Source organism: Streptomyces sp. G7(2002) (assembly GCF_028870195.1).
Taxonomy (GTDB): domain Bacteria; phylum Actinomycetota; class Actinomycetes; order Streptomycetales; family Streptomycetaceae; genus Streptomyces; species Streptomyces nigrescens.
This window is the reverse complement of sequence record NZ_CP102609.1, coordinates 322,138-341,683: the sequence shown is the minus strand read 5'-3', so window position 1 is coordinate 341,683 and position 19,546 is coordinate 322,138. Positions and strand designations below refer to the sequence as shown.

18 protein-coding genes are annotated in these 19,546 nt (G+C 69.5%); 11 read left to right on the top strand and 7 right to left on the bottom strand.

Features of this window, described 5'->3' with window-relative positions; genetic code table 11:
• Positions 1–115: 115 nt before the first annotated feature.
• The gene (locus NUT86_RS01485; RefSeq protein WP_159491886.1) at positions 116–697 is read right to left on the bottom strand and encodes a helix-turn-helix domain-containing protein; all 582 of its coding nucleotides are present in this window, start codon (positions 695–697) and stop codon (positions 116–118) included.
• Positions 698–922: 225 nt separating this feature from the next.
• On the opposite strand from NUT86_RS01485, the gene NUT86_RS01480 reads away from it, so the two are divergent.
• On the top strand, positions 923–1,300 hold the full coding sequence (locus NUT86_RS01480; protein WP_159491888.1) for a hypothetical protein: 378 nt from the start codon (positions 923–925) through the stop codon (positions 1,298–1,300).
• 378 nt (positions 1,301–1,678) lie between these two features.
• Entirely contained in the window at positions 1,679–2,377 is a 699-nt protein-coding gene (locus NUT86_RS01475; protein WP_159491890.1) for a hypothetical protein, read from the top strand.
• A 279-nt stretch (positions 2,378–2,656) separates the two neighbouring features.
• Here the strand turns inward: NUT86_RS01475 and NUT86_RS01470 are convergent, their stop codons facing one another.
• From NUT86_RS01470 to NUT86_RS01460, 3 genes are all read right to left on the bottom strand, one after another.
• Positions 2,657–4,735 (bottom strand): ABC transporter ATP-binding protein, encoded by a 2,079-nt coding sequence (locus NUT86_RS01470; protein ID WP_274732825.1) that lies wholly within the window; start codon positions 4,733–4,735, stop codon positions 2,657–2,659.
• A 586-nt stretch (positions 4,736–5,321) separates the two neighbouring features.
• Positions 5,322–6,545 (bottom strand): RNA polymerase sigma factor, encoded by a 1,224-nt coding sequence (locus NUT86_RS01465; protein ID WP_274732824.1) that lies wholly within the window; start codon positions 6,543–6,545, stop codon positions 5,322–5,324.
• Positions 6,546–6,553: 8 nt separating this feature from the next.
• Complete coding sequence (locus NUT86_RS01460; protein ID WP_148592909.1) at positions 6,554–6,907, bottom strand: YciI family protein; 354 nt, start codon at positions 6,905–6,907, stop codon at positions 6,554–6,556.
• Positions 6,908–7,378: 471 nt separating this feature from the next.
• Here NUT86_RS01460 and NUT86_RS01455 point away from each other — a divergent pair, with 471 nt between their 5' ends.
• Complete coding sequence (locus NUT86_RS01455) at positions 7,379–8,446, top strand: AI-2E family transporter (protein WP_266437684.1); 1,068 nt, start codon at positions 7,379–7,381, stop codon at positions 8,444–8,446.
• 156 nt (positions 8,447–8,602) lie between these two features.
• Here NUT86_RS01455 and NUT86_RS01450 read toward each other — a convergent pair whose 3' ends face one another.
• On the bottom strand, positions 8,603–9,190 hold the full coding sequence (locus NUT86_RS01450; RefSeq protein WP_274732819.1) for an AAA family ATPase: 588 nt from the start codon (positions 9,188–9,190) through the stop codon (positions 8,603–8,605).
• Positions 9,191–9,717: 527 nt separating this feature from the next.
• Between NUT86_RS01450 and NUT86_RS01445 the strand changes: the two genes are divergently transcribed.
• Positions 9,718–10,542, top strand: a complete 825-nt coding sequence (locus NUT86_RS01445) for an LLM class F420-dependent oxidoreductase (protein WP_159491900.1) — start codon at positions 9,718–9,720, stop codon at positions 10,540–10,542.
• 25 nt (positions 10,543–10,567) lie between these two features.
• Complete coding sequence (locus NUT86_RS01440; protein WP_202465703.1) at positions 10,568–10,990, top strand: TIGR03668 family PPOX class F420-dependent oxidoreductase; 423 nt, start codon at positions 10,568–10,570, stop codon at positions 10,988–10,990.
• A 20-nt stretch (positions 10,991–11,010) separates the two neighbouring features.
• On the opposite strand, the gene NUT86_RS01435 is transcribed toward NUT86_RS01440, so the two are convergent.
• Both NUT86_RS01435 and yczE read right to left on the bottom strand, forming a co-directional pair.
• Positions 11,011–11,508, bottom strand: coding sequence for a peptidylprolyl isomerase (locus tag NUT86_RS01435; protein ID WP_093635967.1), 498 nt, complete (start codon positions 11,506–11,508; stop codon positions 11,011–11,013).
• Positions 11,501–12,301 (bottom strand): membrane protein YczE, encoded by an 801-nt coding sequence (gene yczE, locus NUT86_RS01430; RefSeq protein WP_446750815.1) that lies wholly within the window; start codon positions 12,299–12,301, stop codon positions 11,501–11,503. The genes NUT86_RS01435 and yczE overlap by 8 nt, the downstream gene beginning before the upstream one ends.
• Positions 12,302–12,604: 303 nt before the next feature.
• Here yczE and yczR point away from each other — a divergent pair, with 303 nt between their 5' ends.
• The 6 genes from yczR to NUT86_RS01400 all read left to right on the top strand — a co-directional run bounded on the left by yczR (position 12,605) and on the right by NUT86_RS01400 (position 19,536).
• Entirely contained in the window at positions 12,605–14,092 is a 1,488-nt protein-coding gene (gene yczR / locus NUT86_RS01425; RefSeq protein WP_274732814.1) for a MocR-like transcription factor YczR, read from the top strand.
• A 445-nt stretch (positions 14,093–14,537) separates the two neighbouring features.
• Entirely contained in the window at positions 14,538–15,926 is a 1,389-nt protein-coding gene (locus NUT86_RS01420) for a sporulation protein (RefSeq protein ID WP_266437698.1), read from the top strand.
• Complete coding sequence (locus tag NUT86_RS01415; RefSeq protein WP_274732811.1) at positions 15,923–16,510, top strand: EF-Tu C-terminal domain-related protein; 588 nt, start codon at positions 15,923–15,925, stop codon at positions 16,508–16,510. Before NUT86_RS01420 ends, NUT86_RS01415 begins: the two co-directional genes overlap by 4 nt.
• Positions 16,511–16,630: 120 nt before the next feature.
• Positions 16,631–17,518: a DUF2268 domain-containing protein gene (locus NUT86_RS01410; RefSeq protein ID WP_274732809.1), complete on the top strand. Its 888-nt coding sequence runs from the start codon at positions 16,631–16,633 to the stop codon at positions 17,516–17,518.
• Positions 17,519–17,853: 335 nt separating this feature from the next.
• A complete protein-coding gene (locus NUT86_RS01405) occupies positions 17,854–18,822 on the top strand; it encodes an LPXTG cell wall anchor domain-containing protein (protein WP_274732807.1) in 969 nt (322 codons plus the stop codon).
• A 117-nt stretch (positions 18,823–18,939) separates the two neighbouring features.
• On the top strand, positions 18,940–19,536 hold the full coding sequence (locus NUT86_RS01400) for a hypothetical protein (protein ID WP_159491914.1): 597 nt from the start codon (positions 18,940–18,942) through the stop codon (positions 19,534–19,536).
• The last annotated feature ends 10 nt before the right edge of the window (positions 19,537–19,546 follow it).

Below are 19,546 nucleotides of genomic sequence, written 5' to 3'. Positions count from 1 at the left end.
CCGGTGACCCAGGGGGAGCAGGTTCACCCTGAACCGCACGGGGCCGCCGCACTTCAAAGCGCACTTCAGTGCGCCTGCTGAGCATCATCGCCCCATGGAGGGGCTGCCCGGTGTGTCAGATACCGGGCTCAGCGGCGTGGTCCGGCCCTTCGTCCGCAAGGGATGAGGGCGGCTCCTCGGTGGGGAACAGAATCGGGCTGAGAAGGTGCCGGGTGCGGTCCGGTGCGGGTTCATTGCCCATCCGGGACACGATCACGCCGCGCATCTCACCGATCATCTCGGTGAGTTCGTCCTGACTGAGCCAGAGCGCGTGCTGGCGGTAGCCGACCAGATCAGCGCTCGGGTCGGCACCGTCCCGGTCGAGATAGGCGTTGAACTCGGCCAGCAGGGTGGCCATGGCCGCGGCGAACGCTCGCCGGTGGTCCTCCGCCGACAGCGCCGCGGCGGTGTCGGCGTCGATCACCGCCCGTGCGCGCTGCAGCCGGTACCGGCGCTCGACGGCGCCACGCACCCGTTGTTCGCCGGCCACCTCGAGGAGGCCGCCGTCGGCGAGCAGACCCACGTGCCGGTACACGGTGGCCTTCGAGGTGTCGGGCAGAAGGGCGCACAACTGCGAGGTCGTAAGCGTCCGCCCGCCGGACAGAGCGTGCACGACGCGGAGCCGCACCGGATGCAGGAGCAGGTCGACCGTGTCCATGCGCGCACGATCTCACATCCAATACCTTTCTCAAAGTTGAGAAATGCAGTAATCCCGTGTACGGGGTCAGGCACCGGCGTGGCCGAAGAGACGCGGACCGCCCGCACTTGCCCCAGTAGTGGTTCGTCCGCCGTCACAGCCGTCGGTGCTACTCAGACGCCGCTGATGGTGATCTGAGTACGACGTCGGATGCCGGTCGACAGCAGGCTTCCTAGCCTCTCTGGCATGGACAACTCCGGCAACGCTGCCGATTCCCCTGCTTCCCCTGCTTCCCTTGAGCCCGCCGCCCTCCGTCCTCGGCGTACGGTTGCCGACTGGGGCTGGCTGGCCGTTCTCGCGATGGGAGTGCTGGCGGCGGGCTTCGTTGTGGGGGTCATCGGTCCCTTGTTCGCCATCGCCTGTGATACGTGCCAAGACGGTGTCCGCAACCCGCGGTTCGTCAATGTCCTGATCACCCTCGCCTGGTACGTGGTGCCCGCGACCACGCTGGGGACGGTGGTGGGCATCTTCCTTCCCCGGGGCGGCGCCCGGGCGGGTGTCATCGGCCTGGGGGCTCTGATGGTGCTGCTGATCGCCATGGTGTTCATCGGCCGAGTGGCCTGAAATTGACCGGGTGGCTGCGCCCGAATCGGGAGGCACGAAGAGTCACCGCTGACGAGTGCTCGACGTACAGCAGGCTGCGTGCCTGCTCTCGCGAACGGCATGCCCACACGGCCGACTTAGCCCACCCACCCGACCGGCTTCCCGTCCGCGGCGCAGCCGATCTGGGCCGTCGGCCGGGGGAGCGTCCACCCCGTGTATGTATCGGATGATCGACCGGGTATGCCACCGGCGCATTCAGGGATATGCGGCGCGCGCCCGGCCGGAGGGAGGAATCTGCGCCTTAAACCTCCACTTGGCCTGTCGCGTTTTCCCTTATTGCTCGTTGTCGCTCACGTGATTCCCTGCAGCAGCAGCCCGACCTCGGGCATCAACAGCACCGTGAGACCGCAGAGCGTCAGCTGGGCCGGACGTATCGCCCTGATCGAACCCGCCCCCAGATGGGTCCGCTACGCCCGCTATCTCGCGCCCCATTGGAAGGGCATGGCGCGCCTCGACAGCGCCAACGGCATCGGCGCCCTCCCGGCCGCGCTCCTCCTTCTGCTCGCCGCGTCCCTGCTCTTCGGCGCCGGCGGAGCGGGGGCGGCCCTGGCGGTACGAGCCGCCTGCGGCGAGCCCCATCTGCTCGGATTCTGGCTGGCCTTCGACACCGCCACCGCTTTCGTCCTGGCCACGTCCTATTGGCTGGTGAGCCGCTACGGGCTGCGGTTCTACGACACCGAGCCCGCCGACAACGAGATCTGGCGCCTGGTGACCGTCGCCAACACGGCCTGGCGCGCCCTTCCCCGCTCCCACCGCCGTATCCACCAGCCCCGACTGCGCGCCGCCAATACCGCCGCACGTCTTCTGCTCACCGACCACACCGATACCCGCACCCGCCAGGCCCTGGCCGCGCACACCGAACTCCTGCGCCAACTGTCCGTCACCGTGCTGCCGGACACCCCACCGAACGACCAGGCGGAGGAAGCCCTCACCGCTGCCCTCGCGCACCTGACGGAGGAATGCCAGAACCTCCGGGACACCACCACCCCCACCTCCTCACCCACCCCCCGCCCGTCCCTCACCGCAGCACCGGCCTGACGCCCTGCACCGCCGGCCCTGCTCGGTGGCCACTGCCCCCTCCCCACGGCGCGCCCGCTCTGCCCTCCCGTCACTGAGCCGCAGCGCTGCCGGGTCACACACCTCGCCGTGGGGGCCGCTGGTCTCGGTACATCTGGGAGTCCCTTGGGGCACGCCGGGCACGCCGTCCGGCCACGCCGTCCGGCCACGCCATCCCGCAGGCCGTCCGGCCACACCGACCGAGCAGGTCGTCCGGTCCGGTGCGTGGCAGCAAACATGAGTGGGGGCAGGCCGCGGAGCCTATGGGGCCTCCGCCTCCGCCTCCGCATCCGCATCCGTCTCCGCTTCTGCGGACGCCGAGGTCCTTTCGCCCTCCGTGCTCTTTCTCGTACGCGGAACGGTGTCTCCATGCGGTGCCGGCTGGGGCGCGGGTACCGGCACCGGCACCCCGGGCGCTGGGTGAGCTGAGGGCGCGCAGTCATCCGCGGACCGTCCGTCGGCGGCCGGGTCTGCCGCTTCGCGGGTGTGCTGGTAGGCCCACAGATCCCGGAACGGCCCGGGTTCCGCGACCAGTTCAGGGAAGGTGCCCTGCTGGACGATGCGGCCCTTGTGCAGCACCAGGATGCGGTCCGCGCAGGCGACATTGGTCAGCCGGTGGGTGATCAGGACCACGGCGCGGGTCGCGGCCAGCTTGCGCAGACCGGCGAAGATGCGGTGCTCGCCCAGCGGGTCGAGGGCGGCGGTCGGCTCATCAAGGACCAGCAGCCCGGCCGGGCGGTAGAACGCACGCGTGAGCGCGATGCGCTGCCACTGGCCCCCGGAGAGCTCCTGTCCCCCCAGCCAGTCGCGGGCCAGCACCGTATCCAGCCCGGACCGCAGCTCGGTGAGTACCTCGTCGGCGCCCGACCGGGCACAGGCGGCATGGATATCGGCGTCACCGCCTGAGGTGGGCTGGCCCAGGGTCATGTTCTCCCTGGCGGTGAGCGGCCAACGGGCGTAGTCCTGCGGAACCAGGGCGACATGGGACCACATGGCCTGCGGATCGAGCTCGCCGGTGGGGACGCCGTCCCAGGTGACCGAGCCGGTGGTGGGCAGATACAGACCGCTCAGGAGCTTGGCCAAGGTGGTCTTGCCGCTGCCGTTGTAGCCGACCAGAGCGACGACTTCGCCGCGGCGCAGGGTGAAGGACACACCCCGCACCGCATCGTTCGCCGCCTCCTCGTAACGGAAGACGAGATCCTGCACGGTGATCTGCTGCGGCGGCCCGGGCACCGTGGCGCCGCGGTTCATACGGTAGCCACCGGCCTCCCTGAGGAAAGCGGACCAGTCGTCCATGTACAGGCCGGTGCGCATGATGCGGGCACCGCCGACGACCAGACCACGCAGCGCCATCCCGACCGTCTGCAAGGCGAAGACGGCGGTGCCGGCGTGCCCGACGCTCATCCGGCCGGTGGCCAGCAGCCACACCACTGCCGCCCACACCGCCGCCGAGGCGACTCCTCCGCACAGCGCCCCGAGCACGGACATCCGTGCCCCGGTGTCCGCGGCACGCCGGTCGGCGCGGTTGATGCGATCGGTGATGTGCCGGTAACGGCCGACCAGGAAGGACGACATGGTGCCGGCGCGGATCTGGTCCGCCGCGTAGCGGTCGCCCACATGCCAGCGCAGGATCGACAGCAGCCGGTAGTCGCCGTTGGACCGCAGCCGCGCCAGGTAGCGCACGCGAGCGGCGCTGATCTGCGCCACCGCCTGCGGGAAGCTTGCCAGCGCCAGCAGCGGTAACAGCGCCGGATGCAGCGCGGTCAGGACGCCCGCCCCGGCGATGAGGGAGGCAAGCGAGGCGATCAGGTCCTGGCCCTCGGTGACCAGGTCCTGGGCGACCTCGGCGCCCCGTTCGGCGGCTTCCTTGCGATGGTTGAAGCCCGGGGCGTCGTAGGCGGACAACTCCACCTCGGTGACCGCCCGCAGCAGACCGAGTTCCGCCTCACGGCTCATTTGCGGACCCAGTCGCGAGGACAGCCAGGCCACGGTGATGCCGAGCAGAGCCCGGGCCGCTGCCGCGCCGGCCAGCATCACCAGCGACGGCCAGGCGGCCAGCAGACGTCCGTAGATGTCTCCGCCGGCCAAAAGGGCCGCGATCGTGCCACTGACCGCCAGGAGACCCAGCGCCTGCATCGCGCCGGAGGCGACCTGGCAGACCAGCAGCCCCAGACATGCCCAGCGGTCGATGCTCCAGGCCAGCGCGACCGAACGGCGCACCAGCCGAGGCAGTCGGCGCGCCATGTCCGCCAGCCTGATCTGTTGTCCGGCTCTCTCCCTGCTGCCGGTCCGGTCGACGAATTGCAGCTCCTCTCCGCCGGTTTCTGCCTCGTCGGGCACCTGTTGACGTTTCTCACTCCGGGGGAGACGACGTCGCGTTCTCACCACTGCTGCTCTCCTTCTGCAAGTCGGCGACCACCGGTCTGGGGGATGGTCGAGCCGTCCCCACTGGCTGGTCGTGCGCGGGTGGCCAAGGGACCGAGGGGCGTCAACCGCAGGGCGGACCCGGGTGGCCGGGACCGCAGTGATTCGAACGAGGCCGGACAGTACACAGGGGCGGGCACGAGGTTCACGACTCCTGCGGAGCGACGCGTAAGGGGCACAGACGCTCTAAAGAACGGCCCCATACGCACCCCGTAACGGGTACTCCGGGGGCAGATTGTGGACACACGTTCCAGCGGCCGGTGAACGTCAAGGAGCGCTTGGTCTCTCGCCGTTGAGGCGCACTAGAACAGCACGGGTCACCCCTTCGAGGTATTGCCCGCTCGCCGCCTCGAGCACGGCGAGGGCGCGCTCGGGGATGGCGTCGTCGTCGGGGCCGCACGGACGCGTGGGCCGACCGACAGCTCCCCACTCGCACCATTCAGGTCCCGCCCGTCGCACCATTCAGGGCTCGCCCGGCTCCCTCCCCACCACACCGTCCTCGTCAATCCCGGGGGAGTGCCTGCCGACTGCGCTGAAGGAAGTGGCGTTCAGCCGTGTTGTCCGTGCGGGCGAGCGCCTTCTCGTAGGCCTCGGCCGCCTCGGCGTTGCGGTCGAGGCGGCGGAGCAGATCGGCACGGATGGCGTGGAAGACGTGGTACCGGTCGAGAGGGAGGCTGTCGACGAGGGCGAGCGCCGCCTCCGGCCCCTCGACCTCGGCCACCGCGACGGCGCGGTTCAGGGCCACGACCGGGCTCGGATCGAGAGCGAGCAACTGGTCGTACAGCTGGAGGATCTGCCGCCAGTCCGTGTCGGCCGCGGTCGGTGCATCGCTGTGGACGGCGTTGATGGCCGCCTGGACCTGATAGGGGCCGGGCCGATTGCGCCGCAGACACCGAAGGACGAGGGCTTGGCCCTCGGCGACCAGGGTGCCGTCCCAGCGGCTGCGGTCCTGGTCGGCCAGCAGCACGAGGTCGCCGTCCGGGCCGGTACGGGCGGCGCGCCGCGATTCGGTCAGCAGCATCAGGGCGAGCAGCCCCACGGCCTCGGGCTCGTCGGGCAGGAGCTCGGTGAGCAGCCGTCCGAGCCGGATCGCCTCCCGGCAGAGGTCTTCGCGCACCAGTGACTCACCCGAGCTGGCCGTGTAGCCCTCGTTGAAGATGAGGTAGACGACGGCCAGTACGGCCCGTAGGCGGTCCGGGAGGTCGGCGTCGGCCGGGAGGCGGTAGGGGATCCGTGCGTCGCGGATCTTGCCCTTGGCCCGGACGAGCCGTTGCGCCATGGTCGGCTCGGTGACCAGGAAGGCGCGGGCGATCTCCGCGGTGGTGAGCCCGCCGAGAAGCCGGAGCGTCAGCGCGACCCGGGCGGCGGGGGCGAGCGCGGGATGGCAGCACGTGAAGATCAGGCGTAGCCGGTCGTCGCGCACGGGTCCCTCCTCGGCCGGCTCGCCGCCGGCGTGCAGCAGAGCGGCTTGCGCGTGTCTGTCGTCGCGGGACGCTTCCCGGCGCAGCCGGTCGATCGCACGGTTGCGGGCGGTGGTGATGATCCATCCTGCCGGGCTCGGGGGCAGCCCGGCGGACGGCCAGCGTTCGACCGCCGTGGAGAAGGCGTCCTGGACCGCTTCCTCGGCGACGTCGATGTCACCGAAGACGCGGACCAGGACGGCGACCGCACGCCCGTATTCCTCCCGGAACACGCGCCCGACCTCGGCTGCGGTCGCCTTGGGCATGCCGGAAGTCACCCGCAGGAGCCGTGCTGCAGCGGCCTGACCTCGATGGGGAGGGTGGTGGCGCGGGCGAGCTTGCGGCCCCATTCGAGCGCGGCATCGAGGTCCGGGGCCTGGATGACGGTGAACCCGCCGATGTGCTCCTTGCCCTCGATGTACGGGCCGTCGGTCGTGAGCATCTCGTTGTCCTTCTGCCGCACCACGGTCGCCGTGCCCGGCGGGTGCAGACCCCCGGCGAACACCCAGGCGCCGGCTGCTCTGAGCTCGTCGTTCAGGGCCTCCACATCCCGCATGATCGGCTCCAGGAACTCCGGCGGCGGCGGGGGCCCGTCGGGCTGGTAGATGCTGAGCAGGTAATGCGTCATGGAGTGCCTCCTCGGCCGGTCGCTCGGCCGGTGCTGTCCCGGCCTCTCACCCTCTATACGAACGGCCCCCTCCCGAATCGACACCGTGACACGACCGGCCGAAGATTTTCTTGCCCGCTTCTGCGGCGGGGCGGTGAGACGCCTTCGGTGACCGCGACGACGGCCTGCTCAATTGGGGGAATGCACGCCCGCACACGTTCGAAGACCGCTCCGCGGTGATACCACCTCTGGGTATGCGCCGAGGGTGGGCACCAGCCTCGCGCGCGGCAGTCGTCCCCCTCCCGGCGCTGGTCACGGGAGGGGCGGGAGGCGGTGGCGGGCCAAGTGCGGAACCGATCCGGCGGGGAGCGCGGGCTTTCCCCCGACGCCCACAGGAACGGGCCCCGGCGGCCCCGGGGCACTGCACGGCATACCGCCCGAGGAGTACGGGCCCTGGGCGTGCGCCGGGAGAGGGGGCGTGCGCCGGCCCGTGTGACGGGGGAGGGTGCCGAGGTCTCTCCGACGCTGCGGGTGGCGGCGGGGTACGCCTGGCGCCTGATCATCGTGGGGGCGGCCGCCTACGCGATCTTCGCGGCGCTGGGACGCTTCCATCTGGTGACACTGGCGGTCTTCCTGGCCCTGGTGCTGACGGCCCTCCTGGAACCGGCGGTCAGTCTGCTGAGCCGCTGGATGCCACGATCGGCGGCGGTCACGGTCGGCCTGCTGGTCGGCATCCTGCTCCTCTTCACCGTCCTGAGCCTGATCGGCGCGACCGTCGCAGGTGAGTGGGACGGACTGCGCCGGGAGTTCATCGGCGGCGTGCAGAGAATCGAGCGGTGGCTCGAAGGGCCGCCGGTCCATCTGCGTCCGGGGGCGCTCTCCGATCTGCAGGCCCGGCTGTCGCGGTTCGTGACGAGCCATCGCGCCACCTTGATCAGCACCGCGCTCAGCGGCGTCGGCCAGGTGGTGGCCGTCCTGACGGTGGGGGTACTGGCGCTGTTCTGCTCGATTTTCTTTCTGCATTCGGGCGACCGGATGTGGACATGGTTCGGCGGCCAGCTGCCGGTACGCGGGCGTCACACCGTGCATGCCGCCGGGTGCGCCGCCTGGATCACCTTCACCGGCTACACCCGCGGCATCGTGGTGGTGGCCGCCATCAATGCCGTTCTTGTAGGAGCGGGGCTTTTCGCCCTGGGGATTCCGCTCGCCCTTCCGCTGGCCGTGCTGGAATTCTTCGCCGCCTTCATCCCGCTGGTGGGCTCACCCGTGGCGCTGGCAGTGGCCGCCGTGGTGGCGCTGGCCGCGAAGGGCCCCCTGGTGGCCGCCGTCGTCGTGCTGCTGATCGTGGTCATCGGACAGATCGAAGGCCATGTGCTGCACCCCCTCGTGATGAGCAAGGCGGTCCGGCTGCACCCGGTGGTGGTGGCACTCACGGTCATCTGCGGCAGCGTCACCGCGGGCGTGCTCGGAGCGGTCGTCGCCGTCCCGATGGTCTCGGTGGCCTGGTCCGTCTACGGCGTACTGCGCGTGCCACCCTCCCCGGCTTCCCTGGGCCGCTGAGCGGACTTCCTCGCGGCCTCCTCGTTCTGGCTGCTCGCCGCCGGGCCCGCGGAAGCCGGCCCGCAGGAGCCGTCCGCGGCAACCGGCCCGCGGAAACCGTCAGCGGAGACCGGCCCCGGGAGCGGGCGCCGGGAGCCGGGAACCGCAAGACGCCCGTCAGACGACGGCACCCTCGGTCCAGGCCCGGCTGAGGATCTCGTCGACCGTCTCGTCCACCGTCTGCTGCGAGGTGTCCAGCCACAGTCCGATGTCCCGGGGCGTATCGGTCCGCATCAGCTTGTCCAGGTCCCGCACGGTCCAGTCGGGCCCGTACGCCGTCTTGGGGCGGGACACCTCGCGCGCCTCGACCGCCGCCGGGTCGGGGAGCAGGACGACGACCGCGAGCGGCCTGGTCTTGATGAACCCGGTCATCTCGGCGAGGTATTCGCCGATGAGGATGTCCTGCGCGATGACGGTGAAGCCGGCCTGTGCGTACTCGTCGGCGCAGTGTGCCGTCAGCCGGTAGCGCAGTTCGAGCTGGGCGACGGCGTGCTTCTCCGCGTCGGGCGTCATGGTGATCTGACCCCGGACGATGTTGCGGCGGAAGGTGTCACCGCGCAGGTGGACGGAGCGGGGCAAGCGTTCGGCGAGCGCCTGGGCCACCGTGGACTTGCCGGCTGCCTGGATGCCGGTGATCACCACGACACCGCCGTCGTTCCAGGGTCCCTGCGGTGTGACTCGTCGTCCGGGAGCGTTTGCGGTCATAGTGCGGAAGCTGCCTCTCTCCTGTGGGGGTGGTTGGGGCAGGCCGTGCCACCTCAGGCGCGCTTCTGAGCGGGATGAGATGAGCCCCCGAGAATGCGTGAAGGGGAAAGCAGGACGTCCTCCCGCACTCGCCCGGCGACCATATCGCCGACCAAGTAGGCCGTCGCAAAGCCTTTGCCGCCGGTCCGCAGAACACGAGCAGATTCGGCCACGTGGATTTCTCCTTCTTCGGGCCGCAGAGGGCTGATCAACCCACGAACAGCGACCATCCCGACCATCCCGAACGCCCCGCCCCCCCCCGTACGCCCCAAACGCCCCGTACGGCCTGCCGGTGATCGCCCGGTCGGCCGCACGGATTGTTGTAGCGGCGCCGATCCGGGTACCTGGCCCTGGGGCCTGTTCGCCGGAGCGGTCCGGGCCCACGAGCGTGGGGCCCACGAACCGGCGATGAGACGAACCCGCAAACCCGAGTGCCCGCACACCCCCAAAGCCGCAAACCCGAGTACCCGGAATCCGAGGGAGCCGCTGTGAAGTTCGGAGTGTCGACCTTCATCACCGACCAGGGCATCGCGCCCGCCGCGCTCGGGCGCGCCGTCGAGGAGCGAGGGCTGGACTCCTTGCTCATCGCCGAGCACACCCACATCCCGGTGGACCGCCGCTCGCCGTACCCGGGTGGCGGCGAACTTCCCGAGATCTACTACCGCACCCTCGACCCGTTCGTCGCGCTCAGCGCGGCCGCCGCGGTGACCGAGCGGATCCTGCTGGGCACCGGTATCGCCCTGGTGGCCCAGCGGGACCCGATCATCACGGCCAAGGAGGTGGCCTCCCTGGACCTGGTCTCCGGCGGGCGGGCCGTCTTCGGGATCGGTGTCGGCTGGAACCGGGAGGAGATGGAGAACCACGGCACCGACCCACGCACCCGGGGCCGCCTCGTGGACGAGCGGCTGCGGGCGATGCGCGAGCTGTGGACGCGGGAAAAGGCCGAGTTCCACGGGGAGTTCGTCGACTTCGACCCGGTCTACTCCTGGCCGAAGCCGGTCCAGAGTCCGCACCCGCCGATCTACGTGGGCGGTGGCGAGGCGGCCTTCGACCGGGTGGCCTCCCTGGGCGACGCCTGGCTCGCCAACAGCCTGCCGCCCCAAGAGCTGGGGCCGAAGATCGACCGGCTGCGCAGCATCGCGGGCCGTAGCGTACCGGTGACCGTCTACGCGGTCGCGGACGAGCCCGAGATCATCGAGCAGTACACACAGCTCGACGTGGAGCGCCTGCTGTTCTACCTCCCGACGTTGCCGGAGCCCGAGACCCTGTCGTACCTGGACCGGCTCTCCGACGTCGCGAAACGCTTCCGGTGAGCGGTCGGGCGCCGCGGTGCCGAGGATGACCGGCGACCGGGCCCGGGAGTGCTTCACCCGGGCCCGGATCGCCCGCCTCGCGACCGTCGACGACGCCGGCCGCCCGCACCTGGTGCCCGCGGTCTTCGCCCTGACCGGTGACACCGTGGTCTTCGCCGTGGACCACAAACCGAAGCGCTCGGCCGACCTCAAGCGGCTGGCCAACATCCGCGCCCACCCTGAGGTCTGCCTCCTCGTCGACGGCTATGACGAGGACTGGGACCGCCTGTGGTGGGCGCGGGCGGACGGGACAGCAGCCGTGCTGCCACCGGCCGAGCGGTCGGCGGCTTCGGCGCGCTACGTAACCCTGCTGACGCGCAAGTACCGGCAGAACTACGCCGACCGCCCCCCGCAAGGCCCCGTGGTGGAGATCCAGGTGGCCCGCTGGTCGGGCTGGTACGCCGCCTGACCGCTGAGTGCCTGACCGTGTCAGGCGCCGATCACACCGGACTTCGCGATGACGATGTCGGCCTTGGTGGCGCCGCCGTGCGAGCCGAGGGATTCGATCTTCCTGACGAGCTCCATGCCTTCGACGACCTCGCCGAAGACGACATGCTTGTTGTCGAGCCAGTCGGTGACGATGGTGGTGATGAAGAACTGCGAGCCGTTGGTGTTCGGGCCGGCGTTGGCCATGGAGAGCTGACCGGGCTTGGTGTGCTTGATCTTGAAGTTCTCGTCGGCGAACTTCTCGCCGTAGATGCTCTTGCCGCCGGTCCCGTTACCGGCGGTGAAGTCGCCGCCCTGGAGCATGAAGTCGGGGATCACGCGGTGGAAGCCGGATCCTTCGTAGCCGAAGCCGTGCTGGCCGGTGGCGAGCTCGCGGAAGTTCTGCGCGGTCTTGGGAACCACGTCGTCGAAGAGGGTGAAGACGATCCGGCCGGCCGGGTCGCCGTTGATGGTGATGTCGAAGTACACGTTGTTACTCATGACGGCAATCCTCACATCCGCCGTGACAGGCCCGGCACGCGGCCCCGACCTGCGGCTCAAGGAGGGGAGAGCCCGTCGGCCGCCCGGCCCCTGTATGCCTGCCGCATCCTCGGCTGCCCGCGCGCGGCATCCGGCCATGGGGGAGGGGTTGCGCCGGTGTGCTCCGGTAGGCGAACCAGGGCAGGAAGAACTGAGTGACCGGGCCGACCGCGAGGGCGTACAGCACGGTGCCCACGCCCACGCTCCCACCGAGCAGCCCGCCCACCGCGAGCACGGCGATCTCGATCACGGTGCGGACCAGCCGAATGGAACGCCCGGTCACGGCGGACGCACCGGTCATCAGCCCGTCCCGGGGCCCCGGTCCGAAGCGGGCGCCGACGTAGACGGCGACGGACAGTCCATTGAGGAGGACACCGCCGACGAGCAGACCGGCCCGGGTGGGGAGCCCGAGATGCTGGGGGATGAGGGAGAGACCGAGGTCGGACGAGTACGCCAGGACGAGGATGTTGGCGACGGTGCCGAGTGTCGGTTTCTGTTTGAGGGGGATCCACAACAGCAGCACGAGCACCCCCACGACGGCGCTGATCGTGCCGAAGCTCAGAGAGGTGTAGTTCTCCAGTCCCTCGTACAGGACGCTCCAGGGATTGACGCCCAGCGAGGCCCTGATCATGACCGAGAGACTGAATCCGTACAGGGCGAGGCCGACGAGCAGTTGGGGAAGGCGCCGCAGCGGACGCTCACCGACAGGGACGTAGGTGAGTGGGAGCGGCGATGACGGGCGCGTACGGGACATGAGTCGCGTGGGCCCGGCGCCCTTCTCCGGTGGGGCACTCGCGCGGCGCTCCTCGCGGCGGCGCAGATGTTCGCGCCCGTAGTGGTTCGTGCTGTCCTGCTGCATCCCCAGTCGCCTCCACGGGTGCGCGCCGAGCGCTCTCTGTGCTGTGTGTGCTCAAGGCCAATTCCAAGGTCATTGGCAAGGCCCAGATCCAAGGTCCAGGTCCAGGTCCAGGTCCAGGTCAGGGCCAAGGCCAAGGCCAATACGGCGACTCTGTACAGTGATTGGTCTGGGTAACACGGCCAATCCGGGGAGAGTGGTATGGCGGACCCGAATCCGATCCGTCCCGTGGACAGGGCGGATCGCACCGACCGGGCCCTGGGAAGCCGTCAGCTCGCCGCGATGCTGCCCGACCCGTCGGGAACACGGCCCGCCTACCGCCACCTGGCCCGGGCGATCAGCGCGCTCATCCTGGACGGCCGCATCGCGTTGCATGTCAGACTCCCCGCCGAACGGGAGTTGGCCACCGCGCTCCGCACCAGCAGGGCCACCGTCACCGCCGTGTACGACCTGCTGCGCGAGAGCGGCTACGCCCACAGCCGCCAGGGCTCCGGTACCTGGACGGCCCTGCCGGACGGCCGAGTTCCCAGCGGCATCACCCGTCTCCTCGGCCCCCAGGACACCGCGATCGACCTGGCCAGGGCCGCTCCCGGACTTCCGGAGCAGACACTCACCGACGCTCTCGCCCAGATCGCCCCGCAACTGGCCGAGCACGCACACACTCCCGGCTACCACCCCTACGGCCTCCCGGAACTGCGTGCCGCCATCGCCGAGCGTTTCACCCGGCGGGGACTGGCCACCCTGCCCGAACAGATCCTGGTGACCTCCGGCGCCCAGCACGCGCTCACCCTCGTCCTGGGGCTGCTGAGCCGGCCCGGCGACCGGATCATGGTCGAGAACCCGTCCTATCCGAACGCTCTGGACGCCATGCGCCGCGGCCGGCTGCGCACGGTGTCGGTCCCGGTGACCGACACCGGCTGGGATATCGAGATCATCGAATCGACCTTGCGGCAGGTGGTGCCTCAACTCGCCTATCTGATACCGGACTTCCACAATCCGACCGGACTCCTCATGCCCGAGCACGAGCGCGTCCGCGTGCTGAGCGCCGCGCAACGCTCCGGCACCTGGCTGGTCATCGACGAGACCCTGGCCGACCTCGCCCTCGACGTCCCCGCCCCGCCGCCCTTCGCGTCCCACGCCGCGCCCGGTGGCACCGGCCAGGTCATCACCATCGGCTCGATGAGCAAGACCCACTGGGGCGGTCTGCGCATCGGCTGGCTGCGTGCCCCCGCGCGGCTCGTCACCGAACTCGCCGGCCAGCGGGTCGCCACCGACATGGGCGGCTCGGTCCTGGACCAACTGCTGGCCCTCGCCCTGCTGGCGCGGGCCGGGGACCTGTTGCCGCCCCGCCTGGAACAGATGCGCCGACAGCGCGCCGCCCTGACCACGGCACTCACCGAGCACGCCCCGCAATGGACCTGGCAACTGCCGCCCGGCGGCCTCTCGCTGTGGGTCGACCTCGGCGAACCCATCGCCTCGGCGCTGGCCGAGCGGGCCCTGGATTACGGCGTGCGCATCGAGGGCGGCGCCTACTTCGCCACCGACCCGGGCCTCTTCGAACAGCGCCTCCGCATCCCCTACACCACGCCGCCCGACACCCTGCGCGAGGCCGTACACCGCATGGCCACCGCCCTCGCCGACGGCCTCTCGCAGACATCCACCACCCGACAACCGCACTGGGTCGCCTGAGAGAAATCTGCCTGCCCCTAGCTTTCACCGTCCCCGTGGGAGCGTTGATTCCCCGCACGCGCGCCGCCCCACCCCTTCACTCGGAGCCCCAGCAGCAAGTCCCGGGCGCACAGGAGCGATACGCCCGGGAGCACCTGCCCTCATACCTCCGCTCATACCTGCGCTAATCACTCCGCTTCGACCGGAAAAAGGCAAGCAGTATCACGCCGAGGGGGATATGAATTTCGATCATGGATGCGGGGTTCAGTGTCACCGACATCTCCAGCAGACTGTGCATGGCCGGCCGCCAATCTCGCCATGGTCGCGAAATCCGTGAGTGGTTTCTGTACTCGTCATGAAAGCCGGTGCCGGGCAGGAGCAGCAGGGCTCATGAGGGGGCTCATGGCTTGCGAAGCGGGTACGCGGGCCTCGGCCCTGGGTATGCTCCAGCTCACGGGGGGTGGCTATGACACACACTCAGGAGACAGTGACGCGCCGGGGCAACGAACCCCTGGAACGGATCATCAGCGAATCGGCGTTGAGCCACAAGAGGCTGGCTCATCGGGTGAACGAACTTTCCCATCGGGACGGGATAGCCAGCCAGTACACCCACACATCGGTGGCGAACTGGTGCCGACGGGGAATGGTCCCCAAGTGGCCGACTCCCCAGTACATTTGCCTCGCCCTCTCCGAGGCATTAGGAAGACCGTTAACCGTCCGCGATATCGGAATGCAGGATGCGGATGCGCCGGAAATGAGGCGCGCGGGCCTGGAGTTCGCCAGAAGTCAGGGCGACGCACTCGACGAAGCTGCACACTATTGGAGCGCTGTGAACCGCCGTCAGTTCCTCACCCAGCAGGCATTCGCCGTCTCGGCCTTTGCCACACCCGTAACGCGATGGCTGGTAGATCCGGTGGAGAAGACCCAGGCGCGCAGCAGCGGTCTGGCGGTCGGCCGCGGCCATATCGCCGAGCTGCAGGAGGCCGCCGACGCCGCCCGTGTGTGGGACTCCCGGTATGGCGGCGCCGGATGGAAATCGAAGTCGCTCAGCGAGTACCTGTACGAACGGGTCGCGCCTCTCCTCAAGGGCAGCTACTCCGAGCCGGTCGGCAAAGATCTCTTCCGGGTCACCGCGGAGTTAGCGCGACTGGCGGGCTGGACGGCCTTCGACGCGGGACAGCAGCACGCCGCCCAGCGCCATTTCATCCAGGCGCTCCGGTTGGCCCGTGCCGGCGGGGACGCCGAACTCGGTTCCTACATCCTGAGCACCATGGCGATGCAGGCCTTGATGTGCGGATTCACCTCAGAGGCGATCGATATGGCGCAAGGGGCATTTCAGCGGGACCGACGGCTCGAACCACGGGTGGCGGGGTTCGCGAAGCTGATCGAGGCACGGGCCCACGCCCGCGCCAAAGACCCCGCAGCGGCGAGCAGTTGCCTGGCACACGCCGAGCGCCTCCAGGAACGAGGAGCGGACGGAGCAGGGCCGGCCTGGATCGGTTTCTTCACTCAGTCAAGAATCATCACCGATGCCGCGGAGGTCTTCAGGGACCTGGAAAACCCCCGGGCGACGTTCGCCTGGCACACCATGGGCGGAATGCCGGGCAGCGAATTCATTCGTTCCCGGGCCGTCCGCCTTTCCGTACTGGCCTCGGCACACGCCCAAAACGGCGACCTCGGACAGAGCCTCCACATGGGACGTCAGTCCCTGGAGATCTTCACACGCCTGGGCAGCGTCCGCGGCATGGACTATCTGCAGGTCTACAGCAGGTCACTGGCCCGCTGGCGCCGTGAGCCACAGGTGCGCGACTTCATGACCGACGTCGGCACGGCACGAAGGGCGCTGACCGCGTGATCTTGCCGGAGTTGCAGCCGCCGCCGCCCTTCCTGATGCCCATCTCCGATGTCTTCTCCCTGCATCAGGGCAGGGCGGTCCTGTGGACAGGTGCCATCGAGCGGGGGGAGGTCCGCAAGGGCGACGAGGTAGAAATCGTCGGCCTGGACGGCGGCGGGTGCGGCGTCGTGACGGATATCGATGCGCTGGGAAAACGCGTCAACCAGGCCGGCGCGGGCATGCATGTGGGCCTGGTCATGCGCGGAGCAAGGGTGTGCGACGGCAGGCGAGGACACGTGGTGGCTGCGCCGGGCTCGATGGGTGCTCACACGTACTTCACGGCGGACATCAAGCTGCTGTCCGAAGAAGAGGGCGGTCGGGACATCCTGCCCGGTGACCGTTTGCTCTTTCATGTGCACACCGCTGCTGTATGGGGCGCCGTGACGCTGCCGCAGGGCCTCGACGCGGTCCCTCCGCAAGGGAAAGCCACGGTATCGATCACACTCGACAAGCCCCTCGCCCTCGAAGAAGGCCGGCGATTCGCCTTCCGCCACCACAGTCGTGCCGCCGGTTCCGGCACCGTGACCCGGCTCTTGGCGCAGTGACCATGCGTGGAGATCAGGCGCAGCCGGAAAGCCACAGCGACGGGGGCGGACGCTCCGCCGGTGCCGGCCCCGTAAATACGGCTTGCACCTCCCGTAACGGGAGGTCCTACGGTCCGAGTCATGAAGATTGTTGTTCATGACACGGCGTCCGCCATGCTCGACCTCCTGCAGCGACCGCTGGAGGAGCGGCCCGACGCCCTCCGGGAAATACTGAGCCCGCTCCAGAGCGCGATGTCCGTGGCGGGTGACATGGATCTGGTCCAGATACACCAGCAGGGCAGTGGCTTCCGGCTCGACCGGGAGGACCCGCGGTACCTGTCCGCCCTGCGTCAGATGCAGGACGCGGGGGTGTGGAATCGCGTCGAGGACTCTCTCACCGCCGCGTGGGAGCGGATCAGCGGCGCGGCACCGGGCATCAAGCACGCCGACACCGTGCACGTCGTCCTGGTACTCGGCGACCCCGACGACGAGCATCTGCGGGTCCGCAGCAACGGCTACTTCGGGATGGGCGGGTTCCCGGGTGCGATCCATCTGGTGATGTGGCCCACCGACACGAGCCTGGAGCAGATCGGCAACTGTGCCGCGCACGAGCTCCACCACAACGTGCGCTACGCGAATGTGGTCTGGAACCCGATGACCGTCACGCTGGGGGAGTACGTGGTCGCCGAGGGGCTGGCCGAGGCGTTCGTACGGGAACTCGCCGGCGAGCAGGGCATGGGGCACTGGACGCAGGCGGTGACCGGTGCCGCGCTGGACAGCGCCTACGAAAGGATCACAGCCGACATCGACGTGGCGGGGATGCAGAACCTGACCGCGTATGTGCTGGGCGATGCCACCGCGCAGCTCTTGGGGCAACAGCCTGTGGGGCTCCCGGACTTCGCCGGATACGCGGCCGGACTGCGGATCGTGGACGCGCACTTTGCGGCCTCCGGTCTGACCGCCGCCCAGAGCACCGCCCTGTCGGCGCGCGAGATTCTCGTCAACGCGGGGGTGCAGACCAGCGCGTGACCGCCGACGGCCAGGGAGTGTCTCCCCTGGGGTCCGTCTTCAAAAGGATCTTGCCCAGAGCAGGAGAAACGCGAGTGTGACCGCTGCTTCGTAGGAGGCGGCGGTCTTCTCGTATCGGGTGGCGATGCCGCGTCGCCGTCACCCTGTGCGCCACTTCAGTGACTTGAGTGTGGAACCTTTTCGCGGTGCGAGTCCTCCTATATGGGGCGAAGGCGTGCGCATGTGCGCATCTACGCATGCGCACTCACGCACACCATGAGTCATGCACGACCTGAACATGACGAACGTCAACCTGTGCCGCCCAGCCGGCACTTGGGATACGGAAGGTCTGCTGGATGAAGATTCGCCGCACACTGACGGCCGCCGCAGCGGTGGCCGTATTAACGCCCGCGGCCGTACTGGCCGCGCCCGCGGCCGCGTTCGCAACGGAGCCGGTGTCCGAGGCCGGTCCCCGCACGCCCGCCTCCCCCGATGCCGCCGGGACCGCCGACGGGACCACTGAGAGGACCACCGGCGCGGGTGGCGCCACCGGTGGAGGCAAGGACGCCGGTGATGCCGATGGTGCGGGTCAGTCCTGCGCGTTCGAGTCCGACCAGTTGCAAGCGGCCGTCCACGGGTTGCCGCGCCAGCTGACTGCGGGCGGCGCCTGGACCCCCTTCTCCATGACGCTCACCAACACCACCGGCAAGCCCTTGGAGGAGGTCCAGCCCTTCCTGCGTGTGTCCTCCGCCGAAGATGTCGACCGGCCGGAGTGGGAGCTGGAGACCGAGTACCGCGACGCCAAGACGGGGCGGTGGAAGACCTTCCATGACGCGGAGCCCGAGGACCTCTTCGGCTTCTTCGCCGTCGGGCCGCGCAGCAGCATCACGCTCCAACTGCGCACCCGCGTGGTCAAGGACGCCAAGCCCGGCGCCGGGTACGCGCTCGCCGCCGGCGACCACCGCAACCGCGACGGTTCCTGTGGATCGGCCAAGGAGGCCTGGTACGACTTCACCCTCCTCCCCGCGGGCGCGAAGCCGACGCAGCCCCCGACCGCCAAGCCGGGTGAGCCGGGCAAGCCGGGTGGCACGGCCGAGAGCAGCCAGAGCGCCGCTTCCGGCGGTGGTACGGGTGGTTCCGATTCCTCCGGTGGCCTCAGCCCGCAGGGCGGCGCCCAGCTCGCCGCGACCGGCTCCTCGTCCGCGCTCCCGGCGATCGCTCTCGCCGGCGGAGCCGCGACGGTGGCCGGCGCGGGTGCGGTCATCGGCGTGCGCCGCCGCCGGAAGGGCGTGGCCGGTCCGGGCGCCACGGACATCACCGCGTGAGCCCAACCATTCCCCAAGAACCCACGAACCCAATAACCCAAGGTTCCACGGCCTGAGAACTCAGTGACACTGGAAACAAAGGCTCCAAGGGTCCGAAGAACCAGGAAAGAGATCTTCATGAAACTGCGACGCATCCTGTCTGTCTCGGCCGCGACGGCCGCCCTGCTCCCCGTGGTGGTCGCCGCCGCGCCCGCCTCCCAGGCGGCCCCTGCCGCGGAAATCCCGACGTGCTACGACGTCAGCAACGGGCAGTACCACAACAACGCCTTAGTGGGCCGCTCGTTCGGCATACCCGAGTCGATCACTCTCGGCACTCACTGGACGACCTACACCGCCACGCTCACCAATTCCTCCGCGAAGGAGCTGAAGTCGTTCGAACTCAGCGCCCAGCTGGGCAGTTATGTCTACAACGAGGGCGAGCGCGACCTGAGCCCGTACGGCGATCTGCAGTACTGGGACACCTCGCAGCGCGCATGGAAGACGCTGCGCCAGGCCGATGGAAAAGCCGGCGGCACCGTCCCCGGCCCGAAGACGCTGAAGCCCCGCGAGTCCGTCCACGTGCAGCTGCGGTTCAGGGTGGGTGAAGACCTGCCCCTGGACCACAATTACGACGCGTTCACCGGCCTCACCGGCACCTTCATCGACCGCTACCGCGACACGGACTGCACATCCGACGGCGTCGCCGAGGGTGCTTTCTACCCCCGCAAGGGCTGAAACCCGCGGG

What these genes read in the sequence shown, in the direction of transcription:
- NUT86_RS01440 (WP_202465703.1), top strand. Translation starts at nt 10,568, where the DNA reads ATGACCGGCGACCGGGCCCGGGAGTGCTTCACCCGGGCCCGGATCGCC.
- yczR (WP_274732814.1), top strand. Translation starts at nt 12,605, where the DNA reads ATGGCGGACCCGAATCCGATCCGTCCCGTGGACAGGGCGGATCGCACC.
- NUT86_RS01435 (WP_093635967.1), bottom strand. Translation starts at nt 11,508, where the DNA reads ATGAGTAACAACGTGTACTTCGACATCACCATCAACGGCGACCCGGCC.
- NUT86_RS01420 (WP_266437698.1), top strand. Translation starts at nt 14,538, where the DNA reads ATGACACACACTCAGGAGACAGTGACGCGCCGGGGCAACGAACCCCTG.
- yczE (WP_446750815.1), bottom strand. Translation starts at nt 12,301, where the DNA reads ATGTCCCGTACGCGCCCGTCATCGCCGCTCCCACTCACCTACGTCCCT.
- NUT86_RS01465 (WP_274732824.1), bottom strand. Translation starts at nt 6,545, where the DNA reads ATGCCCAAGGCGACCGCAGCCGAGGTCGGGCGCGTGTTCCGGGAGGAA.
- NUT86_RS01405 (WP_274732807.1), top strand. Translation starts at nt 17,854, where the DNA reads ATGAAGATTCGCCGCACACTGACGGCCGCCGCAGCGGTGGCCGTATTA.
- NUT86_RS01450 (WP_274732819.1), bottom strand. Translation starts at nt 9,190, where the DNA reads ATGACCGCAAACGCTCCCGGACGACGAGTCACACCGCAGGGACCCTGG.
- NUT86_RS01485 (WP_159491886.1), bottom strand. Translation starts at nt 697, where the DNA reads ATGGACACGGTCGACCTGCTCCTGCATCCGGTGCGGCTCCGCGTCGTG.
- NUT86_RS01410 (WP_274732809.1), top strand. Translation starts at nt 16,631, where the DNA reads ATGAAGATTGTTGTTCATGACACGGCGTCCGCCATGCTCGACCTCCTG.
- NUT86_RS01480 (WP_159491888.1), top strand. Translation starts at nt 923, where the DNA reads ATGGACAACTCCGGCAACGCTGCCGATTCCCCTGCTTCCCCTGCTTCC.
- NUT86_RS01460 (WP_148592909.1), bottom strand. Translation starts at nt 6,907, where the DNA reads ATGACGCATTACCTGCTCAGCATCTACCAGCCCGACGGGCCCCCGCCG.
- NUT86_RS01400 (WP_159491914.1), top strand. Translation starts at nt 18,940, where the DNA reads ATGAAACTGCGACGCATCCTGTCTGTCTCGGCCGCGACGGCCGCCCTG.